Here is a 23139-nt window from a genome sequence, read left to right on the forward strand (position 1 = left end):
TAGACTATGATAGACCAACACACGCCAATAGACGGGAATGATGATGAGTTGTATGAGCACCATGCGTTTACTGTAAAAACTGGTCAGCAACCCCTTCGAATCGATAAATACTTGATGAATTTTATCGAGAATGCCACTCGTAATAAAATTCAATCTGCCGCCAAAAACGGGAATATTTATGTGAATGACGTTCCTGTAAAAGCTAATTATAAGGTAAAACCTTTGGATAGGATTCGTGTGTTGTTTGAGTATCCTCCCTATGAGGAACTTTTAACACCTGAGAACATTCCTTTGGATATTGTTTATGAAGACGATCAGCTGTTGGTTGTCAATAAACCTGCTGGTTTGGTAGTGCATCCTGGACATGGGAATTATTCAGGGACCTTGATCAATGCCCTTATTTATCATTTTGAAAATTTGCCTAACAATTCCAGTAACCGTCCTGGATTGGTTCACCGCATCGATAAGGACACTAGTGGCTTGTTGGTCGTGGCCAAGACAGAAGAGGCTATGGCGCATTTAACCAAACAGTTTTTTGACAAAACCAGTGAGCGAGAATATGTAGCTTTGGTTTGGGGAAATGTGGAAGAGGATGAAGGTACCGTAGAGGGCAATATTGGTAGACATCCTAAAAACCGTTTACAGAATACCGTGTTTGAAGGTGACGATGAAGACAAGGGAAAACCAGCGGTAACACATTATAAAGTATTGGAGCGTTTTGGATATGTTACCTTAATTTCTTGTAAGTTGGAAACAGGCCGTACACACCAAATTCGTGTACATATGAAGCATATTGGACACACTTTGTTCAATGACGAACGCTATGGAGGTGAACGCATTTTAAAAGGCACTACATTCACCAAATACAAACAGTTTGTAGAAAATTGTTTTAAGGTGCTTCCTAGGCAGGCTTTGCATGCTAAAACGTTGGGTTTTAGTCATCCAACGACTGGGGAATTCATGGATTTCAATGCTGATATTCCGGAAGATATGCTGCAATGTATAGAAAAATGGCGGGTTTACGCCAAACACCAAAATTTGGATATTGAATAAGCTTCTTCGGTAAATTAATAGATCTTTTTTAGTAAATTCATAGGGTAATTCAAACCAATTATCCGTATGAAATTGTATAACCTTGTGCCAATGCTGTATACTGAAGATGTGGAAGCCACTATTCAGTTTTATACAAGTCAATTGGGTTTTGTTTGTGATGCCTTTGATGAGGTCACAAAATGGGCCTCCATACACCGGGACGGTGTAGAATTGATTCTTACCAAACCAAATGATATGGTTCCTTTCAATAAAGCTGAATTTACGGGCTCTTTCTACATAAGGACGGTTAACGTAGATACACTTTGGCAAACGGTTAAAGATCATGTAGAGGTGTGCTATCCCATAGATAATTTCCAGTGCAGCATGCGGGAATTCGCTATTTACGACAACAATGGTTATGTGCTGCAGTTTGGGGAGGAATTGACCCTAAATTAATTCTTATAATTACTTTTGCTTATACTGCCATAGAAAATATAGAATCCCAAAATTGAAAAATAGATACGGTAATTGTAATTTTGGGACAACAAAAAACTAAGCATGAAATTAGTATTATCACCTGCAAAATCCTTAGACCTTGAGAGTCAATTGCCAACCCAACAATCTACAGAAGCCTGTTTTCTGAAACAAGCGGAACGGTTGAACAAGTTATTGAAGAAGAAATCGGCCAAAAGTTTATCACAGCTTATGAAGATTTCTGATAATTTAGGTCAGTTGAACTATGAACGCAACCAAGAATGGCAATTGCCTTTTACGACTGAGAATGCAAGGCCGTCGGTATATGCTTTTAGCGGTGATGTATACAGAGGACTGGATGCTTATACTATTCCGCAGGATAAAATAGAAAAACTTCAAGATACGGTGCGTATCCTTTCTGGTTTGTATGGAATTTTGAAGCCTTTGGATTTAATTCAGCCGTACCGTTTGGAAATGGGGACTAAATTTCCAGTGGGTAAAAATAAAAACCTGTATGAGTTCTGGAAGAAGGAAATCACCCAAGCTTTGAATGATGAATTGGAAGAAGATGAACTGTTTGTGAATCTTGCCAGTAACGAATATTTTAAGGCCATTGATACCAAAGCTCTAAAAGTGCCTGTAATTACTTGTACGTTCAAGGATTTCAAAAATGGCGAATACAAAATGATCATGACCTTTGCAAAATTGGCAAGAGGCTATATGACGCGCTACATTATCGATACGGATGCAAAGACCTTGGATGATTTAAAAGGCTTTAATTATGAAGGCTATGGGTATAGTGAAACCATGTCCTCAGAAACCGATTTGGTATTTACTAGATAGGCTAAACTCTAGATTTATTGTTCACATTGATCTTGTCTTCGGTTTTTTGACGTTTCTTGATTTTAGGACGTAACACACCGTGGGTGCCTCGATGAATTTTACCGCGTTTGGTTTTCTTATCACCTTTTCCCATATTTTTGGATTTTTAAGCTTAATTGATTTTCCTTTCATATTACAATAAAAACACCTAAAAAGCAAATTTGTTCCTGCACCGACATCCATACCCACCGTTCATTTTCGAAGATACTACCAAGCTCATTGTGGGTACGTTGCCGCCACCACGTTTTTCAATGGGTGAGTTGTTGGAAAAGGATGTCGATTTTTGTTACGGCAGTTATTACAACTCTTTGTGGTTCTACATTGATGCTATTCATAATTTGAATTTACGATATGACAATTCAGTTGAAGCAGTGGAAGAACGCAAGCAATTTTTGCGTCAACATAAAATAGGGGTTTGCGATATTGTGGAAAGTGCCCAACGAGAAAAAATAGACGCTTCCGATTTGGGTATGACCAATATCAAATTTAGGGATGTAATTGGTTATCTTCAGAAATACCCCAATATCAACACATTATTGTTTACGGGAGGCAATAGCAAAAACGGGCCGGAATATTTCTTTAGAAAGCATAGCAAGGACTATGGTATTAAACTACAGCCAGTGGAAACCGAAGTGCCACGCATCCATTCATTTCAATTAAAAGATGAGAAGAATGAAGTTCGGTTGATTAAGACTGTCTCGTTGACTTCAGCTTCTGGTTCAGCCAACAGAGCCATTGGTAGTATGCCTCTTTATCAACAACTCAAAGCTAAAAATCCAGACTTTACCACTTTCGATTTTAGGGTGCTGCAGTATCGGGAGTTTTTTTAGAAGTTGTATACTGTATCAAGTTCTTATAGAAGGATGGCATAACAAAAATTACCGTACCTTTGCCGCTTGATAAAAAGAATGACGCTACACTATAGATTGTCATTTACAAACAATTTATATGTCATTTAAAGCACTAGGGCTAACAGAAGCCATCTTAAAAGCGGTAGATAAAAAAGGATATACCGAACCGTCTCCAATCCAACAAAAAGCAATTCCATCCATTTTAGAAGGGAAAGATGTCTTGGCATCGGCACAAACCGGAACCGGAAAAACCGCAGGGTTTACTTTGCCAATGTTACACTTATTGTCTCAAGAGACTCCTTTAAGGAATCGCCCAATTCGTGCCTTGGTGTTAACACCTACGCGGGAATTGGCGGCTCAGGTACATGACAACGTTAAGGAGTATAGCACGTTTCTGGATATAAAATCGGCAGTTATTTTTGGAGGGGTGAACCAAAACCCACAAGTAGCAACCTTAAGAAGAGGCGTTGATGTATTGATTGCTACTCCAGGCAGATTGATGGACTTACACAATCAAAAGCTGTTGTCTTTGGCCAAAGTGGAATTCTTCGTATTGGACGAAGCCGATCGAATGTTGGACATGGGTTTTTTACGCGATATTGAAAAAATCATGAAAATGATTCCTGACAAACGTCAAAATTTATTGTTTTCGGCTACCTTTTCCAAGGACATCAAAAAATTGGCCCATAGTATTTTGAACCATCCGGTTCAAGTGGAAGCGACTCCGGAAAATTCAACAGCCGAAGCGATTAATCAAAAAGTCTATCGCGTTGCCAAAGGCAAAAAAACAGGCTTGATCATAAAGTTGATTAGTGAAGGCAACTGGACACAGGTCTTGGTCTTTACTCGTACCAAGCATGGCGCCAACAAACTTACCAAAAAGATGATCTCTAGTGGCATTCCGGCAGCGGCAATCCACGGTAATAAAAGTCAAGGTGCCCGTACCAAAGCTTTGGCAGGCTTTAAGGATGGAAGCATCAATGTGTTGGTGGCAACGGATATTGCGGCCCGCGGGTTGGATATTCCTTTATTGCCTCATGTAGTGAACTTTGAATTGCCCAATATTTCTGAAGATTACGTACATCGTATTGGACGAACTGGTAGAGCTGGTGCTAGTGGTGAAGCCATTTCTTTGGTAAGCGCTGATGAAACCACCTATTTGAAGGACATAGGAAAGTTGGTGGGAGAGAAGATTCCTGTGGAAATATTGGAAGGCTTCGAGCCTGATCCCAATGCGTCTACTGAACCTATTAAACCTGGGCAAGGGAACAGAAATCAGAAATCACGCCGACCAAAAACTAGCCAAGCGAATTCTAAAAGTGAAGGAGCAAAGACTGCCACGTCCAAAAATAAAAAGCCAAAACGTTATAGAGGAAGACGATCTAACGAGCCTCGTAACTAATTTTTGAAATCATGGAGCAGCCCAATAACCCATTACACGGTATCACTTTAAAACAAATGGTGACTGAACTTCAGGAACATTACGGTTGGGGGTACATGGGGTATATGGTCAATATTCGCTGCTTTACACATAATCCTTCCATTAAATCAAGTTTGACATTTCTTAGACGAACACCTTGGGCTAGGGCCAAAGTAGAGGAATTGTATTTGGAAATGTTGCAGAATAGGAGATAGGTTTTTCAGAATTGTAAAAAAAATCTCATCCAAAAAGTGCATAATTTGGTTTAATAGGTTGTTGTAAAGAAGGAATTTTGAATATTGTTAAACTTCCTGTCTTTAAAGTTTTATGGTGTCCAAATATTTTCTATTTTGTAGGAAAATTAACCAACCATGAAGCAAGTCTACCTTTGTTTTGTTTGTTGCCTTTTTTTGGCAACAGCCAATGCTCAATTTGTATTTATTCCCGATCAAAATTTTAAAAACATATTGATGAACACTAATTGTGTGGATAGTAACGGAGACGGGACCTATAATACAGATGTTGACACCAATAACAATGGATTTATAGAAGTGTCCGAGGCTCAGGCTGTCACTAAATTAACTTTAAGAACCTTAGGAGATACGGAAGAAGAAATTGAAACTTTGAGTATTACAGATTTAACGGGGTTATCTGCATTCAATAATTTAGTGTTCTTATCAATTTATGACCAACCTAATTTAAGCGATTTTACGTACGACGCTGGGAGCCTTTCAACACTGTTTATAAAAAATGTGGGTTTAACAAGTATTGATATTTCAGAAGCACTCAATCTTTTTCAATTGGGCATCGAAGAGACTAATTTAGTAGACTTGTATTTTGGGGATGCTATTATGGTTGAGTGGCTTGGTATTAAAAATAATTTACTTCTGGAATCTATTGATTTAGGGAATGACTTTGCGGCCAATCACTTTGATTGTTGGAACAACCCAATGCTTTACGAATTGGATATGGGAGGATATAATATCTTTCCGAATTTTGAATATTTATCTGTGAATTTAAGTTCAAACGAAAGCTTAACGTATCTGAATTTTAAGAATGGGACCAATGAAGGTTTTTCTTGGTTTGATGACCCATTTTTGGAGGATAATTGTGATTTTTTGATTTGGGATTCACCAAATTTCCAAATGGTGTGTGTTGATGAGATAAATTCGAACTTTACTTCTGGGTTTTTGGACGAATTGGGATATTCGGTGAATTTTACTGAATACTGCAATTTTATACCTGGTGGAGCAATTTATACAGTTAGTGGCTCAGTAAGAGTGGATTATGACGAGAATGGTTGTGGCGAAGCAGATACTCCCTATTATAATTTACCAATGTACATTTCAAATAATGCAGTAGAAGAAGTCTCTTTCAATTACGGTAATAGTTTCAATGCAAACTATAGCATTCCATTACAAGAAGGCAGTTATGTTATCACACCTCAGTTGGAAAATGAGGCCTATTTTATGGTGGAACCAGAAAGTTTAGAGGTAGATTTTAGTGAAAACCCAACTGATGTGGTTCAGGATTTTTGTATCACGCCCAATGGTGATTTTAATGATTTGGAGGTTTCTATAATTCCTTTGAACCAAGCAAGACCGGGTTTTGAAGCAGATTATAAAGTGATCTGCAAGAACAAGGGAACAACCACTTTATCTGGAGAGCTCACTTTTAACTTTGATGCCAATGTCATGTCCGTAGTGGAAACTACGCCAGTATCAACCAATGAAAATGAAGGCGAACTGTTATGGGATTTTATGAATCTTGCCCCTTTCCAAACCGAACAGTTTTATATCACCATGCTTCTCAATACGCCAACCGATATTAATTTCCCTTTATTGGGAGGAGAGGTGTTGGAGTTTACGGCTGCATTGGAATTTGAGGGAATGGATGAAACTCCTGATGACAATACAGCCAGTTTGTTTCAGACCGTTGTCAATTCTTTCGATCCTAATGACAAGACCTGCCTTGAGGGAGCAACCATTACCGAATCTCAAGTTGGGGATTATGTTACCTACGTGGTACGTTTTGAAAATACAGGAACCGCCAGCGCCATCAATGTGGTGGTGAAGGATTATATAGATACCGATAAATATGATGTGTCATCGTTAATGCCTTTGGACGCGAGTCATGAGTTTTACTCGCGTATCACAGAAGGCAATAAGGTGGAGTTTATTTTTGAGGATATCAACCTGCCTTTTGAAGATGCCACCAACGATGGTTTTGTGGCTTTCAAACTAAAGACCTTGTCCACTTTGCAGCCTGGGGATGAGTTTAGCAATGAAGCTGAAATTTATTTTGATTATAATGCCGCCATCCATACCAACAATGCTATCACGGTTGTGGAAGATGCCCTGTCAATTGGGGAGATTTCAAAAGAAGGAATTGTGTCGGTGTATCCCAATCCAGTGTCAAATGTGCTGAATTTTAGAACTAATGAATCCATTTTATCAATAGCCATCTATGACCTTCAGGGAAGGTTGGTAAAACGACAAGACATAACCCTAGGAGTAGAGAATTTTAAATGTGATGTATCCAACCTGTCAAAAGGGATGTATACCGTGCAAGTAAAGACTGCTAGAGGAGAGGAGTTTTTGAAAGTCATTAAAGATTAGTTTGGGTGAACTAAAGGTATAGACTTAAATAAAAGTAGATTAACTTAGTCTTGCCAAATAATCAAAGTGGTCTCCTTCTTTGACGAGTTCACATTTTAGTCCAACGGAAGTACAGGCGGTGTAGAGCGTATTAAAGTCAAGGTACAGCCATTTCATGGGAAGTTCCTTTTCACCTTTGTAGCTTAAAAAGTAATCCAGTTCGCCGTAATAATTGGCATTGGTGTCAATCCACAAACCACCATCTTCGTCTTCATACATGTATTTGATATCTGAAGAGTCGATTAAAATTTGTCCTTGGGGATTCAATAAGGATTTTAAATGGTTTAGGTAGGTAGCTACTTGAGAAAGTTCTTGGAAAATTCCCGTACCGTTCATCAACAGCAAAATAGTGTCAAAGGTTTCGTTTTCTTCCAGAACGGGAAGAACTTCAGCATCAATAACACCTCTGTTTTTGGCAACAGCAATGGCTCCTTTAGAAATATCGATGGCTTTAACTTTTAGTCCCTTTTCCTGTAAATACAAACTGTGACCACCTGCACCGCAACCAACATCCAAAACCTTTCCTTTGGCAAGCTGAAGGGCGTTTTGTTCCAATTTGGGCATGTCTTTATAACTTCTGAAGAGATAGGGAAGCGGCAGTTCATCTTCCTCCGAAATGTTGGTAGAGGTTGTCAAATCTTCCGTGTAATTACCTTGGTGGTAATCCAAAAGGGCTTGTCCAAATAAATCTTTCATAGCAGTACTGTTAATAGTTGGGTGCTTGGTGATGGTATCTTAGGAGTTTCTTATTTTTGCAGCATGGAAGACATCATCAAAAATCTACCAAAACAGGCCAAAGATAAACATAAGGAAAACAAAACCTTCTTTGCCAAGCTTAAAAAAAAGCCACCTAAGCAATTGGACTATATCATGCAGGACTTGCATGAGGAAGAGTTTGAACGTACCAATTGTTTGGAATGTGCTAATTGCTGCAAAACCACGGGACCTTTGTTTACGGACAAAGATGTGGACAGGATTGCGAAGCATTTCCGTATGAAGCCTTCCAAATTTATCGATGAATTTTTAAGGGTAGACGAAGATAATGACTACGTACTGCAAAGTGTGCCTTGTACGTTTTTGGGAGCAGACAATTATTGTTCCATTTATGAAGTAAGGCCCAAAGCTTGCAGGGAGTATCCCCATACCGATAGAAAAAAGTTTCAGCAAATCTCCAATCTCACTTTGAAGAATGTAGCCATTTGCCCTGCCGCTTTCAATATTGTGGAGGAAATGAAAAAGCGTATTAAGCTTTAGGGGATTCTCGATAAAAGGAAGTTTAGGAGAAAGCATTTTTAGTATCTTTATTCAAAACTTTTCTCCTTGGAATCTATTATTGATTACTTCGAAACCATCCCATCGCTCCACCGAAGTATTATTTTGGTAGGAGGGATTGCCTTCTTTTGGATGTTGGAAGGCGCAGCGCCTTTATTTCAATTCAAGTACCACAAATGGCGGCATGCCATCCCCAATTTTTTTTTTACGGCAACTACGGCACTTGTTAATTTGCTTTTGGCTTTTTTGTTGTTCAAAACAGCCAATTGGGTTCAAGCTCATAACTTCGGAATTTTGAATTGGCTGCCAGAAATGCCGCTTTGGTTGTATGCCCTTTTGGGCGTGTTGTTGCTGGATTTCTTTGGCGCCTATTTGGCACATTATGTAGAACACAAAGTAAAGCCCTTGTGGATGGTGCATCTAGTGCACCACACCGATCATAATGTAGATACCACTACGGCCAATCGTCACCATCCCATAGAAAGCGTCATTCGGTTTGTGTTTACCTTGTTTGGGGTAGTGGTCATTGGTACGCCCATTGCTTTGGTGTTTATTTACCAATCGCTTTCGGTGGTGTTTACCCAGTGGACACATGCCAATATTAAAATGCCCAAACGTTTGGATACATTCTTAAGTTATTTTTTTGTGTCTCCAGATATGCATAAGGTGCATCACCATTATATGTTGCCTTATACGGATTCCAATTATGGGAACATTTTTTCTATTTGGGACCGTTTGTTAGGGACCTATATGGAGTTGGACCGAGACAAATTGGTGTATGGCGTGGATGTATTTCCAAATGAAGAAGAGAATGGCAATTTGGGGAATTTGTTGACACAGCCTTTTCAGAAATACAAAAAGCCCACAATTTTACCAATCAATGAAGATTTATAAAGTAGCCTGTCATTTCTTACTTTTCGCAATTATGATCAATTGTAGTGCTAAACAATCCATCGGGGTACAGGGCCACAGAGGCTGCCGGGGAGTGCTCCCAGAAAATTCACTTCCGGCATTTAAAAGAGCCGTTGAGCTTGGTGTACAAACTTTGGAAATGGATGTGGTGGTGTCCAAAGACCGAAAGGTCGTGGTGTCGCACGAGCCTTTTATCAGTCGGTTTTATTGTTTGGATCCCTTCAGTAATGAAATTCCATTGGTTGATGATATGGCTTATAACCTGTATGAGATGACCTATGATTCCATAAGGCAATTCGATTGTGGGAGTAAACAGCATCCAAGATTTCCGGAACAACAAAATATGCGAACTTTTAAGCCACTAATGACTGAAGTGTTTGATTTGGCTGATAGTTTAAATAGGCATATTGCCTATAATATTGAGTTGAAGGCAAGACCTGATTATGATGTGCTATACACACCCTATCCAGCAGATTTTGTACAATTGGTATTGAAGGATATTCAAGAAAAACAGGTGTTTGAGCGTTGCAACTTACAGTCCTTTGATGTGAGAATTCTTGAAGAAGTAAAAAAACAAGCACCCGAAATGTCCGTCGCGCTTTTGGTAGATGAAACAGAATCCATTGAAGAGAAACTCAAGGAACTCAGCTTTCAACCAGAAATTATCAGCCCATATTTTGAACTTCTTTCAAAAGAAGTGGTAGCCAAATATCAAGCTTCGGGTTATAGAATCATTCCGTGGACAGTTAATGAAACTGCCCACATCCAAAGAATGATTGATTATAAGGTCAACAGTATTATCACCGATTATCCGTTACGTGCTCTTCAGCTTTTAAATAAGGAATAGTCCTTATTTATAAATTAGATAAGGTTGACGCATTTGGTCGTAGGCTTTTAGACCGCGAACCCAAGTTTTTTTAATTTCATCTGCAGTGTGACGTTCTTCAATTTGCTTTTGCAAGGTTTTGGTCCCCGCCAATTTGGTAAAAAAGTCATTGAAAAAAATCGGTTTGTCAATGGTGTTTTGATAGGCGTTGATGAGGTAATTCAAATCCAAACGAGCTAAGTTTGGAGAGTCACTTAGGTTTTCGCCGTAACATAACATCCCTTTATGTTTAGGGTGCTTGGAGCCAGCATTGGGTTGTGGTAAAAACTTAAATGTGTACATGCTTTTATCCAAGTAGGGGCTTCCGTAAATTTCAAAAGGTTTAGGGGTGCCACGGCCAGCACTTACATTGGTGCCTTCAAAAAAGCAAAGGCTAGGGTATAGGTTAATGGCTTTATCGGTAGGTAGGTTGGGAGATGGAGCAATTGGGAGACTATAGCTTCTTTGATGGGTATAATTCTGAACCGGAATTACCGCCAAATCACACGTAACTTCATTGTCCAGCCAATGTTCGCCATTGATCATTTTGGCATATTCCCCAATGGTCATACCGTGTACTACCGGTACAGGGTGCATGCCTACAAAACTTTTGTATTCTTTTTCTAAAATTGGGCCGTCTATATAATGTCCATTTGGATTAGGGCGATCCAAAATCAGCACAGGGATATTTTGTTCGGCACAAGCTTCCATGACATAATGTAAGGTAGAGATGTAGGTGTAAAAGCGAGCACCCACATCTTGGATGTCAAATACCACTAAATCTAAACCTTCCAATTGAGTTACTGATGGCTTTTTGTTGCTTCCATAAAGAGAAATGATTGGTAATTTGGTTTTGGAATCGATGCCATCTTTTACATGTTCTCCGGCATCGGCAGTGCCTCTAAAACCATGCTCGGGTGCAAATACTTTTACAACATTTGTTTTTAAGGCGACTAAAGAATCCACCAAATGGGTGTAACCTTTTTTATGGAAGATCACAGAGGTTTGATTGGCCACAATCCCAATTTTTTTTCCTTGTAATAAGGGTAAGTAGACTTCGGTTTGGTTGGCGCCAACTGCAATGGGAGCATTAAGGTCTACTTCTTTGGAGGTATAACTAAAGTCTGAAAAATTGGAAGCGTTGCCGCCAGCTTCGGAAGTGGCAATGTTTCCACAGGAAAACGCTATTAAAACAAATAATAAAACTGTATTTTTGAAAACGGTTAATCGCATAAAAGTATTTTGAATTACGAATTTTTCTTAGCTAAACGCATTATTGGTAGTAAAGCGTATAAAAGTAGTGTTTCGGCCCCAATTATAAAAATTGGCATTACCGCCATAGCCATAGGAATTATCGTTATGCTCATTGCTGTGGCCACTGGTTTGGGCCTTCAAAAAAAGATACGCGATAAAGTTGTGGCCTTTAATGGGCACGTCACCATTTCCAACTACGATACCAATGTGTCTGATGAGTCAGAAATACCGGTATCTTTAAATCAAGATTTTTATCCCGAATTTAAAGGAATAAAGGGCATTTCGCATGTGCAAGGCGTGGCCAAGAAGTTTGGTGTCATCCGTACCGAAACCGATTTTGAAGGGGTGGTGTTGAAAGGTGTGGGGCAGGACTACAATTGGAAATATATCCAGGATTTTTTGGTTGAAGGACGTTTGCCAGAATTTGGTGAGCAGATGGGGAATGAGGTGTTGATATCTCAATACATTGCCAATAGGTTAAAGTTTGAGGTAGGAGATTCTTTTCAGATGGTGTTTGGAAAGGAGGATGCCAATCAAATCCCAAATATTAGAAAATTTACGGTGGTAGGAATTTATAATTCCGGGTTTCAGGATTTTGACAAGACCTTTATTATTGGTGACTTGAAGCAAGTGCAGCGCCTCAATAAATGGCAAGCGGATCAGGTTGGGAATTTTGAGGTGTTTATTGATGATTTTGATCAAATTGAAGAAAAGGGACTAGAGATTTATGAGGCAACACCATCCAATCTTAATGCGGAAACGATTACCGAGAAATACATTTCAATTTTTGAATGGATCAATATTTTCGATAATAATACCTATGGGGTTATTGGAATCATGATTATCGTGGCGGGTATCAATATGATTACGGCGCTTTTGGTATTGATTTTGGAACGTACCCAAATGATTGGGATTTTAAAAGCCTTAGGAAGTTCCAATTGGAGCATTCGAAAAGTGTTTCTATACAATGCCACTTATTTGGTAGGTTTAGGGTTGTTTTGGGGAAATTTAATTGGGCTATCACTTTTGGCTATCCAATATTATTTTGGTGTTTTGCAATTCCCAAACCCTGAACAATACTATATGACGACTATTCCAGTTTACGTGAGTCTTAAAAATATATTGTTGCTTAATATAGGCTGTTTTTTAGCCTGTATGCTCATGTTGTTGGTGCCTTCATATATTGTTACTAGAATTTCTCCAGTCAAAGCCATCAGGTTTGAATAATGCTTAGAAATAGAAATCTTTAACTTTTGCCATTTGTTTATTTATGGTAATTTTAAAGCATGGACTACGCAGAAAATATCTTAGGAACCATTGGGAACACCCCTTTGGTGAAACTCAATAAACTTACCGCAGAATTGCCTTGTTTGGTATTGGCAAAATACGAAACATTTAACCCCGGAAATTCCGTAAAGGACCGTATGGCCTTAACCATGATAGAAGATGCCGAAGCAGATGGTAGACTGCAGCCTGGAGGAACTATTATTGAAGGGACTTCGGGAAATACAGGGATGGGATTGGCACTTGCGGCTATAGTAAAAGGTTACAAATGCATTTTTGTAATCAACGACAAGCAGTCCAAGGAAAAAATGGATGTGCTTAGGGCGATGGGAGCAGAAGTAGTAGTGTGCCCAACAGCTGTGGCTCCTGACGATCCCCAAAGTTATTATTCCGTAGCGAAGCGGTTGGCAAAAGAGATTCCAAATTCTTGGTATGTTAATCAATATGATAATCCTAGTAATACCAAAGCGCATTACGAAAGTACAGGACCTGAAATCTGGAAACAGACTGATGGCAAAGTAACCCATTTTGTAGTGGGTGTGGGCACTGGAGGAACGATTTCAGGGGTGGGAAGATACTTGAAAGAGCGGAATCCAAATATTAAGGTTTGGGGAATTGATACCTATGGGAGTGTCTTCAAAAAATATCATGAAACGGGCATTTTTGATGAGAAGGAAATCTATCCCTACGTCACCGAGGGGATAGGGGAAGATATTCTGCCTAAAAATGTAGACTTCAGTATAATTGATGGATTTACGAAAGTGACCGATAAGAATGCCGCCATTTACACCCAATTATTGGCAAAGGAAGAAGGGATGTTTCTTGGGAATTCTGCTGGAGCAGCCGTAAAAGGACTGCTACAGTTGAAGGAACATTTTACCAAGGACGATGTGGTGGTGGTATTGTTTCACGACCATGGAAGCCGCTATGTGGGGAAAATGTTCAATAATGACTGGATGAGGAAAATGGGATATCTAGATTAAAGAATGTAAGATTATTTTCTTGTATTTGTTTTTCAGAGGATTGCGTTGTAAATATTTCTTATTTTTAAGAGATGCAAGAAGATTTTCTACACTATCTCTGGAAATATAAAATCCGTAAGGCACAGAACCTGAAAACCACTTCCGGGGAAACTGTGGCCCTATTGCATGTAGGGCAGCATAATACAGATTCCGGTCCCGATTTTTTCAACGCACAGATTAAAATTGGGGAGCAGCTATGGGCTGGTAATGTGGAAGTACATATAAAGTCTTCCGATTGGTATGTGCATGGACACGAGCAGGACAAGGCTTATGACAATGTGATTTTGCATGTGGTCTGGGAACACGACACCGAAATTTTCAGAAAGAATAATTCCGAAATTCCCACTTTGCAATTAAAGGACACGGTAGACACAGGGTTGTTGAATACCTTTTCCAAGTTGTATTCCAAAGGAAATAAATGGATCTACTGCGAAGACGATTTGTCAAAAACCGATGGGTTTGTCTTGAACAATTGGTTGGAGCGCTTGTACATCGAGCGATTGGAACAGAAATACCAGACTATTTACAAGCTACTTTTAAATTCCAAAAATGATTGGGAAGCAGTATTGTTCAAAATGTTGGCCAAAAACTTTGGCTTGAAAGTCAATGGTGAGGCCTTTTTCAGTTTGGCACAGTCTGTTGATTATGCAGTGGTAAGAAAATTGCAGAGCAACCAATTTGGATTGGAAGCGCTTTTCTTTGGGCAGTGCGGTTGGTTGGATAGTGAATTGGAGGATGTTCACTATTTGAAACTTCAAAAAGAGTATGCATTTTTAAAGCAAAAATTCCAGCTTTCCAATACTTCTGTAGTGCAGCCCCAATTTTTTAGGCTACGGCCCCCAAATTTTCCGACTATCAGATTATCGCAGTTGGCAAGTCTATATTCAAATGAAAAGCAATTGTTTTCAAAACTTATGGAACTCAACTCCCTTGAAGATTACTATAAGGTTTTTGATTGTGAAACTTCACTGTATTGGGAAACCCATTATTCTTTTGGCAAAAGCTCCAAGCCGTCTAAAAAACGATTGACCAAAACCTTCGTCGACTTACTTCTTATCAATACCATTATACCAATAAAATTTGCCCATTGCAAAGCCAATGGAAAGGAGATTGACAATGTGGTGCAATTGGCGCAACAGATTCATGCAGAAAGAAATAGTTTGCTTTCTGCCTTTGCCAATTTGGGAATAAAATGTCAAAACGCACTACAATCCCAAGCCTTGATTCAGTTAAAGAGGAACTATTGTGAAAGGCAAAAGTGTCTTGACTGTTCGATTGGCGCCAATATTCTACAGTTGGTCTAATAGCTTAATGTTTTAAGAATTTATTTTCTTGGTTTTCGGCTTAAAAATTTAAATTGTTAAATAAATTAACATTTGAATGAGTAAAAATTAAAAAAAGATGGAGCTAAAATCAATTATTAAGTATTCTTTAATGGGGACATTTGGTTTGACACTTTGGAATTGTCAGCCAGACTCAACAGATCAACTATATGAAGAAGTTGAAACGATATCATTCTTGGAGTCAAAAGTGATTTCGGGAAGTTATATTGTGGTATATAACAATGCAAATGAAAGAATGGCGCCTTTGCCAAAGGTAAAAAGCCTTGGGGAATATACCTCACAGAAGGAGGTACTTAAACGTAGAGTTTTGAATGATTTTGAAAAGATAGGATTGGATGATTCCAGCATAACGGAAACCTTTGGACATGCGGTAAAAGGATTTACGGCTAATTTATCCGAAACTCAATTACAAAATTTACAGAGCGACCCAAGGGTTTTGAGAATAGAACAAAACTATACAATAAGCATATCTCCATACAAAGGAAAACCTGATAAAGGTGGAGGTTCCGGTTCTACCAATTCTCAGCAAATCCCATATGGAACAACACGTGTTGGAGGAGGTAGTTCCGCCTCAAGTCATACGGCGTGGATTATCGACTCTGGGATTGATTTGGACCACCCCGATTTGAATGTAGACGCGGCTAGAAGTGTATCATTTCTTTCGGGAGGTGGAGGAGCCAGTAGCCCTAATGATCAAAATGGTCACGGAACACATGTGGCGGGTACAATAGCAGCTATAGACAATTCTATTGGTTCTGTAGGTGTTGCTCCCGGGACTACAGTTGTTGCAGTAAGGGTGTTGGATCGTCGTGGAAGTGGCTCGCTGTCTGGGGTTATTGCTGGAGTGGATTATGTGGCTGCAGAAGGAGTTGAAGGAGATGTGGCCAATATGAGTTTGGGCGGTGGTATATCATTGACTTTGGACAATGCAGTAATCAATGCAGCCCAATCCGGTGTTAAGTTTGTATTGGCGGCAGGAAACGAATCCAATAGTGCCAATAGTCATTCTCCCGCCCGTGCCAACGGAGCCAATATTTATACAATTTCAGCTATGGATTCTAATGATTATTGGGCTTATTTTTCAAATTATGGAAACCCACCAGTAGATTACTGTGCTCCGGGAGTTGGGGTATATTCCACTTGGAAAAATGGAGACTACAATACCATTAGTGGGACTTCTATGGCCGCACCACATGCGGCAGGAGTTTTGTTGTTGGGAACTCCTTCTGGGGATGGAACTGTGGATGGTGACCCAGATGGTAATGCAGATGCTATAATTCACTTGTAAATACAAGAGAACACTTTAAAAAGCCACTTTTTTGAAAGTGGCTTTTTTTTATGGTTTAAAATCATCAAATTTGTTTTAATGAATATATTTTATAAGATATTACTGTATTTTCAGAAGCACGGTTACTATGTATGCCAGCGTATTGCAGATCGTTTGGGGATAAGGGCCAAGGTGGTGAGGACGTCCTTTATATATCTCACTTTTGTAACCTTGGGCTTTGGTTTTGCCCTTTATCTTATTTTATCCTTTTTGATGCGTGTTAAGGACTTGCTTTATACCAAGCGTTCTTCGGTTTTTGATTTATAATATATGAACAGTACTCTACTTCGTCTTTCCAAATCCAAAATAACTATTGCCATAGTACTGTTGGCCTTTTTGGTGTTTGCGGGAATGGTTGGCTTCCGGATCATTTCTGGTTATAATTGGATTGATGCCCTTTATATGACGGTTATTACCATTACCACTGTGGGGTTTGGAGAGGTGCGCCCTTTGGATGACCAATCAAAGATTTTTACGGTGTTTTTAATTTTGGCAAGCATTGTAATTGTGGGGTATGTGATTAGTGTATTGACAGAGTATTTATTGAGCCAAAATAGTTTTGAAGAATTAAAACAAAAGAATATGCAAAAGCGAATTGACCAACTTCAGGACCACATTATTATATGTGGATATGGCCGAAACGGGACCCAGGCAGCTAAAAAGTTAATCGCCTACAAAAAGCCATTTGTGGTCATAGAGCAAGACAAAGAGTTGATTGACAAGTTTGAAAGTGAAATGGTCAACTTTATCCATGGAAATGCCAATGAAGATGAGGTTTTGATAAGGGCAGGAATCCATAGGGCTAGTACTTTGATATCGGCCTTGCCAAATGATGCCGACAATTTGTTTGTAGTGCTTTCCGCGAGGCAAATCAATAAAGACCTGCGTATCATTAGTAGAGCATCACAGGATACTACTTATAATAAATTGAAATTGGCCGGGGCAGACAATGTTATTCTTCCAGACAAAATCGGTGGCGACCATATGGCGTCATTGGTAGTAGTACCAGATTTGATTGAATTTATCGACAACCTTTCCATAGTGGGAAAATCCAATGTGAATATTGAAGAAATTGAAGTGGCAATGCTATGCAGTGATGCCGATGAAAAGACGATACGGGATTTGGATTTGAGAAATAAAACAGGCTGCAACATTATTGGCTTTAAAAATGGAGAAGGGGAATATATCGTGAATCCGGAGGCAGAAATGAAGCTTGGAGTCAATTCTAAGATCATTGTTTTAGGGCGTCCGGAGCAAATTCAAAAGTTGAATTCTGTGTACAATATCAGGTAGTTAATTTTCATTTTAACAACCGAAGCTTTATTAGTTCAAATATTTTTAGCATATTGGCGACCCTAACAATAATTGATTAAGAAATAACTAAATTTAAAATTCCATATGAAGAAATATCTTCTATCGTTACTTTCAGTTTTATTACCAATTTTAACTTTTGCCCAAGAGTCAACTTCCGAAAAAATCGATGCCTTTTTTAAGGATTATACCGGATGGTTTGTAGAGTGGATTTTCAAGGAAATTCCCTTTTCAGACACTTACAGCATTCCATGGGTGCTTATTGTCTTGATAGGAGGGGCTATATATTTCACCATATATTTCAAATTCATAAATATTACAGGTTTCCGAACAGCGATTAGAGTGGTGCAGGGAAAATATGAAGATATAGAAAAGCATGGAGCTGATACTTTATATGGTGATTCCACACCAAATGAACACGAAAACATCATTGAAACTTTAAGAGACGATAGTGCAGATGGAGAGGTGTCCCACTTCCAAGCGCTTACGGCAGCACTTTCTGCAACCGTAGGATTGGGGAATATTGCCGGAGTTGCTGTGGCTCTATCCATTGGAGGGCCTGGAGCTACATTTTGGATGATTATGGCAGGGCTTTTAGGGATGGCTTCCAAATTTGCAGAATGTACCCTGGGAGTTAAATACAGGGATGTTGGAAAGGATGGAACCGTTTACGGTGGACCAATGTATTATTTGACTAAAGGTCTTAAAGAAAAGGGCATGGCCGGATTTGGTAAAATACTTGCCATTTTATTCGCGGTGTTTGTAATTGGAGGTTCCTTTGGAGGAGGTAACATGTTTCAAGCCAATCAAGCGGCAGCACAGTTTACAAAACTGTTTAACATACAAAATGAAAATGCCGGTATGTATTTTGGCTTTATCATGGCAGCGCTTGTTGCTGTGGTTATAATTGGAGGAATTAAAAGGATTGCTTCCGTAACCGAAAAAATTGTTCCATTCATGGCTGGAATTTATGTGCTGGCAGCCTTGATTATTTTAGGAGCCAACTTTACACTTATCGATGATGCTTTCGGATTGATTTATGAAGGAGCCTTTTCCGGATTGGGAATTGCAGGAGGTCTAGTAGGGGTCATGATCCAGGGGATTCGTCGTGGAGCATTTTCCAATGAAGCAGGTGTGGGGTCTGCGGCAATTGCGCACTCCGCGGTTAGAACAAAATATCCTGCTTCCGAAGGAATTGTAGCACTTTTGGAGCCGTTTGTAGATACGGTTGTAATTTGTACCATGACGGCTTTGGTAATTGTGATTACTAATTTTAATGGGCAGTTTATGGAATATGGAGTGCCAATTAAAGAGGGGGTAGAGTTAACAGCGACGGCATTTGATTCGGTGATTCCTCATTTCTCTATAGTACTGACATTGGCCGTAATTTTATTTGCCTTTTCTACAATGATCTCTTGGTCATATTACGGAATGCAAGGATGGGTGTTCTTGTTTGGAAAGGGGAAAACTTCAGATTTAGTCTATAAAATTTTATTCTTGGTCTTTGTTGTTGTGGGATCGTCCATAAGTCTTGGGGCCGTAATAGATTTTTCGGATGCGATGATTTTTGCTATGGTAGTGCCTAATATTATAGGGGTTGTTATCTTGGCGCCAATCATTCGTCGGGAGCTAGGGAAATACCAAGATGCCATAGAGGTGAAACATGAGGCCTTGGAAGAAGGTGCTGAGGACTTGACCGAGCATATGTAATAACATTCACTATGAAAAATATAAAATCCCATTTCGTGTTTACCAAACAACAACGGAATGGGATTTTGTCTTTATTGAGCCTTATTGTTGTACTTCAATTGGTGTATTTCTTTGTGGATTTCCCTAGGAAAGAAATTGATTTCGATAATGAAAACCTTGAGAAATTTCAAAAGGAAATAGATTCGCTCAAAGCTGTTGAAATTGAAAATAGCAAGCCCAAGGTATATCCATTTAACCCAAATTTTATTTCAGATCATAAAGGCTACATGTTGGGTATGAGCAATGAGGAAATTGATCGGCTGCTTTATTTCCGTGAACAGGGCAAATGGGTAAATTCCAAAGAGGAATTTCAACAGGTAACGATGGTTTCAGATTCCTTGTTGAATACCATGGCTCCCTATTTTAAATTTCCGGATTGGGTGACGAATACTTTTGAGCCAAAATCGAAATTCAAAAAAGTAAATTCTCCAATAGCAAAAATGGATTTGAACAAGGCAAGTCGGGAGGATTTAAAAAAGGTGAACGGTATAGGAGAGGTGCTTTCCAAAAGGATTGTCGAGTATAGAAAGACATTGCCTGAGGGTTTTATATCGATGGTGCAATTGCAGGAGGTGTATGGTCTGTCACCTGAGGTCATAGAGCGCATGTCCGAACGGTTTTTTGTCAATGAACCTGAGAATTTAAGTAAGGTGAAATTGAACACGGCTTCCCGTGACGAACTGGTAACCATCAAATATATCGACTACGAAATTGCCCATAGAATTATTGAAGAAAGAACCCTTCGGGAAGGGTTTAAATCCTTGGAGGAATTAACAAAAGTAAAAGACTTTCCTGTTCATAGATTTGAGATAATTAAGCTATATTTGACGCTTAATTAACTCTAGAATACTATATTTATGAATAGCATGTACTTCACTGAAGAACATCAGCTTTTTCGCGAAAGCCTTAAGGAATTTTTAAAAAAAGAAGTTGTACCACATATAGATAAATGGGAAAAAACCGGGACTATAGAACGGTTTATTTGGGAGAAGTTTGGAGAGATGGGATACCTAGGATTACCTTATCCTGAGGCTTACGGAGGACTTGATTTAGATTTGTTTTACACGGTTATTCTTTTGGAAGAATTACAGAAAGTGAATTCAGGAGGATTTGCTGCTGCCATCTGGGCGCACACCTATTTGGCCATGACACACCTTAATAAAGAAGGAAACCACGATATTAAAAAGAGATATTTGGAACCTAGCATTGCAGGAACCAAAATTGGAGCACTTTGTGTAAGTGAGCCTTTTGGAGGAAGTGATGTGGCAGGAATGCGAACCACGGCTGTAAAAGAGGGAGATTCGTATGTGATCAACGGGTCAAAAACGTTTATCACCAATGGTTACTATTGTGACTATATGGTAGTGGCGGCCAAAACCAATCCGGAGTTGGGTAATAAAGGCATCAGTATGTTTGTGATAGATAAAGATACGCCGGGGGTCTCAGCTACCAAATTGGATAAGTTAGGTTGGAGAGCTTCAGATACTGCTGAAATAGCCTTTGACAATGTGGTGGTACCTGCTTCTAACCTAATGGGAGAAGAAGGCAAAGGGTTCCCTTATATCATGCAGCACTTTGCTTTGGAAAGACTGATTATGGGAGTGAATGCCCATGCTAGAGCCGAGTATGCTTTGGAGTATGCCCTTCAATATATGTCTGAAAGAAAAACTTTTGGAAAATCGATCGATCAATACCAAGCCTTGAGACATAAATATGCAGATATGTACAGTTTTATGGAATTGTGCCGTGAGTACAATTATTCCGTTGCTAATAGATTGAACAAGGGGGAATATGTGGTTAAGGAAGCTACTATTTCCAAATTGCAATCCACCAAAATGGCCGATGAGGTAATTTATGGTTGTTTACAGTTCTTGGGTGGTTATGGTTATATGGAAGACTACCCTATGGCGCGCCTGTTAAGAGATAGTAGGTTAGGGCCAATTGGAGGTGGAACATCTGAGATTCTTCGTGAGATTATTTCCAAAATGGTAATCGATAAAAAAGACTATAAACCAGCAACCTAATAATTTATGAGAAGTCCCCTTTTTAAGGTTCTTTTTGCCATGGCTATCGGTTTTTGTGCGATGCCTTCCTTTGCGCAAAATGAACTTAAAAATAAAATTGTGGATTTTGCAACATTGATGCCTGTTGAAAGTGCTAGTATCTATGTTCAAAATACAACAATTGGTACGGTAAGTAATGCCGATGGAAAGTTTGTCCTTTTAGTGCCCAATGAGTTTGCAAAGGACACCTTGGTAATATCTTCCATTGGGTATAAGAGTTATAAAGTACCGGTTGGTGAATTTGACAATAGCATGGAGATTTATCTAGAGGAGGATATTGCTTCCTTGGATGAAATTCTTTTGGTAGCAGAAACGAGACCGGAAACGGGAAACGAAATTGTTGAACGCGCCCTTGAAAAGCTGGGAGACAATTTTCCAGAGGAACCTTATATTCAGAAGGGGTTTTTAAGGCACAAGGAACGTAACAAGAAAGAGTTTAAATGGCTTATTGAAAGTGCCATTACCCTGTACGATTCCAGTTTTACTTCAGAACCTGGCGCAAATTTGAAGATAAATGTAGATGAAATGCGCAAGAGTTATGATTTGCGTGATGTGGATAGTTTATTGGCGTACACAGCTTATTTGAAGCAAGAAAAGAAACTAAGGAACTTAAGGGCCAGAAATTTGAAAAGGGACACCATTGCAACGGCATCTTTGGTAAAAGCTATTAAGTGGAACGATAGAAGGACCAACGGGTTGGAGAGTCTGTTTCAAGGGAAATTGAACTTACTGCGAAACCGTGATTCCAATAATGCACTTTTTGGGGAAGACATGTTAGAGAATCATCAATTTGAATTGGACACTATTTTGGTAGATAATGATAGAAAGATTTACAAAATAAAGATTGATGAGAGTACTGATTTTGTGAATTTGGAAACACCAGGGATTTATAATGATGGATATGTAGCCAATGGGTGGATCTATATTTATTGGGACAATTATGCGGTAAAAAAAATAGAGTACGAGTTGGTGGCATCATCTCCTCAGCAAAAGAGTAGAAGCAAAACATTGTTTGGGACCCAGGTTAACCATAAGTTGATAATGAGCTTTATGGAGTATAATGAAAAAATGTACCCAAGCTATATTTATTACGAAACACCAAAATTGGTCAATGTAGGGGTTAAGGCTTCCTCTGCAAAACCAGAAAATGACGAGGTTGAATACGATCCTAACGAACGTTATTACTATTCTGTGCAGGAACTTTTGTTTACCGAGATTATTGTAGACCCAGAAGAAGTGGCTTTAGAGGCGCAAAAGGAATGGAATCCGGATATATTTTCAGTGAAACCGTATAATAAGGAGTTTTGGAAAAACTATAATACTTTGTTGGAAAGCGAAGAGGATGAACAGCTTATTCAAGATCTAACGAAGAGGTCGTCATTATATAAGGAGTAAATATTTTTTTATTTTAGTTGCAATTA

The 23139-nt window shown here is 39.1% G+C and carries 23 protein-coding genes; 20 read left to right on the forward strand and 3 right to left on the reverse strand.

The annotated features are described in order from the left end of the window. Positions 1-6: 6 nt before the first annotated feature. From ZA05_RS10985 to yaaA, 3 genes are all read left to right on the forward strand, one after another. A complete protein-coding gene (locus tag ZA05_RS10985; protein ID WP_053991739.1) occupies positions 7-1053 on the forward strand; it encodes an RluA family pseudouridine synthase in 1047 nt (348 codons plus the stop codon). Positions 1054-1119: 66 nt separating this feature from the next. Next, positions 1120-1488, forward strand: coding sequence for a VOC family protein (locus tag ZA05_RS10990; protein WP_157514693.1), 369 nt, complete (start codon positions 1120-1122; stop codon positions 1486-1488). 102 nt (positions 1489-1590) lie between these two features. Continuing rightward, positions 1591-2349: a peroxide stress protein YaaA gene (gene yaaA, locus ZA05_RS10995; RefSeq protein WP_053991740.1), complete on the forward strand. Its 759-nt coding sequence runs from the start codon at positions 1591-1593 to the stop codon at positions 2347-2349. A 1-nt stretch (position 2350) separates the two neighbouring features. On the opposite strand, the gene ZA05_RS18065 is transcribed toward yaaA, so the two are convergent. Beyond that, entirely contained in the window at positions 2351-2482 is a 132-nt protein-coding gene (locus tag ZA05_RS18065) for a 30S ribosomal protein THX (RefSeq protein WP_076663387.1), read from the reverse strand. 67 nt (positions 2483-2549) lie between these two features. Here ZA05_RS18065 and ZA05_RS11000 point away from each other — a divergent pair, with 67 nt between their 5' ends. The 4 genes from ZA05_RS11000 to ZA05_RS11015 all read left to right on the forward strand — a co-directional run bounded on the left by ZA05_RS11000 (position 2550) and on the right by ZA05_RS11015 (position 7277). Continuing rightward, entirely contained in the window at positions 2550-3218 is a 669-nt protein-coding gene (locus ZA05_RS11000; protein WP_053991741.1) for a uracil-DNA glycosylase family protein, read from the forward strand. 118 nt (positions 3219-3336) lie between these two features. After that, positions 3337-4641: a DEAD/DEAH box helicase gene (locus ZA05_RS11005; protein ID WP_053991742.1), complete on the forward strand. Its 1305-nt coding sequence runs from the start codon at positions 3337-3339 to the stop codon at positions 4639-4641. Between the two features lie 11 nt (positions 4642-4652). Continuing rightward, positions 4653-4874 carry a VF530 family DNA-binding protein gene (locus ZA05_RS11010; RefSeq protein ID WP_053991743.1) on the forward strand — a complete coding sequence of 74 codons (222 nt, stop codon included), beginning with the start codon at positions 4653-4655 and terminating at the stop codon, positions 4872-4874. A gap of 255 nt (positions 4875-5129) precedes the next feature. Further along, the gene (locus tag ZA05_RS11015; protein ID WP_197276086.1) at positions 5130-7277 is read left to right on the forward strand and encodes a T9SS type A sorting domain-containing protein; all 2148 of its coding nucleotides are present in this window, start codon (positions 5130-5132) and stop codon (positions 7275-7277) included. Between the two features lie 39 nt (positions 7278-7316). On the opposite strand, the gene ZA05_RS11020 is transcribed toward ZA05_RS11015, so the two are convergent. Continuing rightward, on the reverse strand, positions 7317-8012 hold the full coding sequence (locus ZA05_RS11020) for a bifunctional 2-polyprenyl-6-hydroxyphenol methylase/3-demethylubiquinol 3-O-methyltransferase UbiG (protein WP_053991745.1): 696 nt from the start codon (positions 8010-8012) through the stop codon (positions 7317-7319). Positions 8013-8075: 63 nt separating this feature from the next. On the opposite strand from ZA05_RS11020, the gene ZA05_RS11025 reads away from it, so the two are divergent. The 3 genes from ZA05_RS11025 (at position 8076) to ZA05_RS11035 (ending at position 10347) form a co-directional block, all read left to right on the forward strand. Next, positions 8076-8570, forward strand: a complete 495-nt coding sequence (locus ZA05_RS11025; protein ID WP_053991746.1) for a YkgJ family cysteine cluster protein — start codon at positions 8076-8078, stop codon at positions 8568-8570. 66 nt (positions 8571-8636) lie between these two features. Beyond that, a complete protein-coding gene (locus tag ZA05_RS11030) occupies positions 8637-9482 on the forward strand; it encodes a sterol desaturase family protein (protein WP_053991747.1) in 846 nt (281 codons plus the stop codon). Beyond that, a complete protein-coding gene (locus tag ZA05_RS11035; protein WP_053991748.1) occupies positions 9469-10347 on the forward strand; it encodes a glycerophosphodiester phosphodiesterase family protein in 879 nt (292 codons plus the stop codon). The genes ZA05_RS11030 and ZA05_RS11035 overlap by 14 nt, the downstream gene beginning before the upstream one ends. 3 nt (positions 10348-10350) lie before the next feature. Here the strand turns inward: ZA05_RS11035 and ZA05_RS11040 are convergent, their stop codons facing one another. Next, positions 10351-11598, reverse strand: coding sequence for an exo-beta-N-acetylmuramidase NamZ domain-containing protein (locus ZA05_RS11040; RefSeq protein ID WP_053991749.1), 1248 nt, complete (start codon positions 11596-11598; stop codon positions 10351-10353). Between the two features lie 9 nt (positions 11599-11607). Between ZA05_RS11040 and ZA05_RS11045 the strand changes: the two genes are divergently transcribed. The 10 genes from ZA05_RS11045 to ZA05_RS11090 all read left to right on the forward strand — a co-directional run bounded on the left by ZA05_RS11045 (position 11608) and on the right by ZA05_RS11090 (position 23113). Next, a complete protein-coding gene (locus tag ZA05_RS11045; protein WP_053991750.1) occupies positions 11608-12846 on the forward strand; it encodes an ABC transporter permease in 1239 nt (412 codons plus the stop codon). Positions 12847-12905: 59 nt separating this feature from the next. Next, positions 12906-13886, forward strand: coding sequence for a PLP-dependent cysteine synthase family protein (locus ZA05_RS11050; RefSeq protein ID WP_053991751.1), 981 nt, complete (start codon positions 12906-12908; stop codon positions 13884-13886). A 71-nt stretch (positions 13887-13957) separates the two neighbouring features. Then, positions 13958-15229 carry a DUF2851 family protein gene (locus tag ZA05_RS11055; protein ID WP_053991752.1) on the forward strand — a complete coding sequence of 424 codons (1272 nt, stop codon included), beginning with the start codon at positions 13958-13960 and terminating at the stop codon, positions 15227-15229. Positions 15230-15326: 97 nt separating this feature from the next. Next, complete coding sequence (locus ZA05_RS11060; RefSeq protein ID WP_053991753.1) at positions 15327-16556, forward strand: S8 family serine peptidase; 1230 nt, start codon at positions 15327-15329, stop codon at positions 16554-16556. A gap of 78 nt (positions 16557-16634) precedes the next feature. Then, on the forward strand, positions 16635-16862 hold the full coding sequence (locus ZA05_RS11065; RefSeq protein ID WP_053991754.1) for a PspC domain-containing protein: 228 nt from the start codon (positions 16635-16637) through the stop codon (positions 16860-16862). Positions 16863-16865: 3 nt separating this feature from the next. Further along, positions 16866-17888 (forward strand): TrkA family potassium uptake protein, encoded by a 1023-nt coding sequence (locus tag ZA05_RS11070; RefSeq protein WP_053991755.1) that lies wholly within the window; start codon positions 16866-16868, stop codon positions 17886-17888. 105 nt (positions 17889-17993) lie between these two features. Further along, complete coding sequence (locus ZA05_RS11075) at positions 17994-19616, forward strand: sodium:alanine symporter family protein (RefSeq protein ID WP_053991756.1); 1623 nt, start codon at positions 17994-17996, stop codon at positions 19614-19616. 11 nt (positions 19617-19627) lie between these two features. Next, positions 19628-20494 carry a helix-hairpin-helix domain-containing protein gene (locus ZA05_RS11080; protein WP_053991757.1) on the forward strand — a complete coding sequence of 289 codons (867 nt, stop codon included), beginning with the start codon at positions 19628-19630 and terminating at the stop codon, positions 20492-20494. Positions 20495-20512: 18 nt separating this feature from the next. After that, a complete protein-coding gene (locus ZA05_RS11085; protein WP_053991758.1) occupies positions 20513-21679 on the forward strand; it encodes an acyl-CoA dehydrogenase family protein in 1167 nt (388 codons plus the stop codon). A 6-nt stretch (positions 21680-21685) separates the two neighbouring features. Beyond that, positions 21686-23113 carry a carboxypeptidase-like regulatory domain-containing protein gene (locus ZA05_RS11090; RefSeq protein ID WP_053991759.1) on the forward strand — a complete coding sequence of 476 codons (1428 nt, stop codon included), beginning with the start codon at positions 21686-21688 and terminating at the stop codon, positions 23111-23113. Positions 23114-23139 lie beyond the last annotated feature (26 nt).

Origin of the sequence: Mangrovimonas sp. TPBH4 (assembly GCF_001280505.1) — a bacterium.
GTDB lineage: Bacteria > Bacteroidota > Bacteroidia > Flavobacteriales > Flavobacteriaceae > Mangrovimonas_A.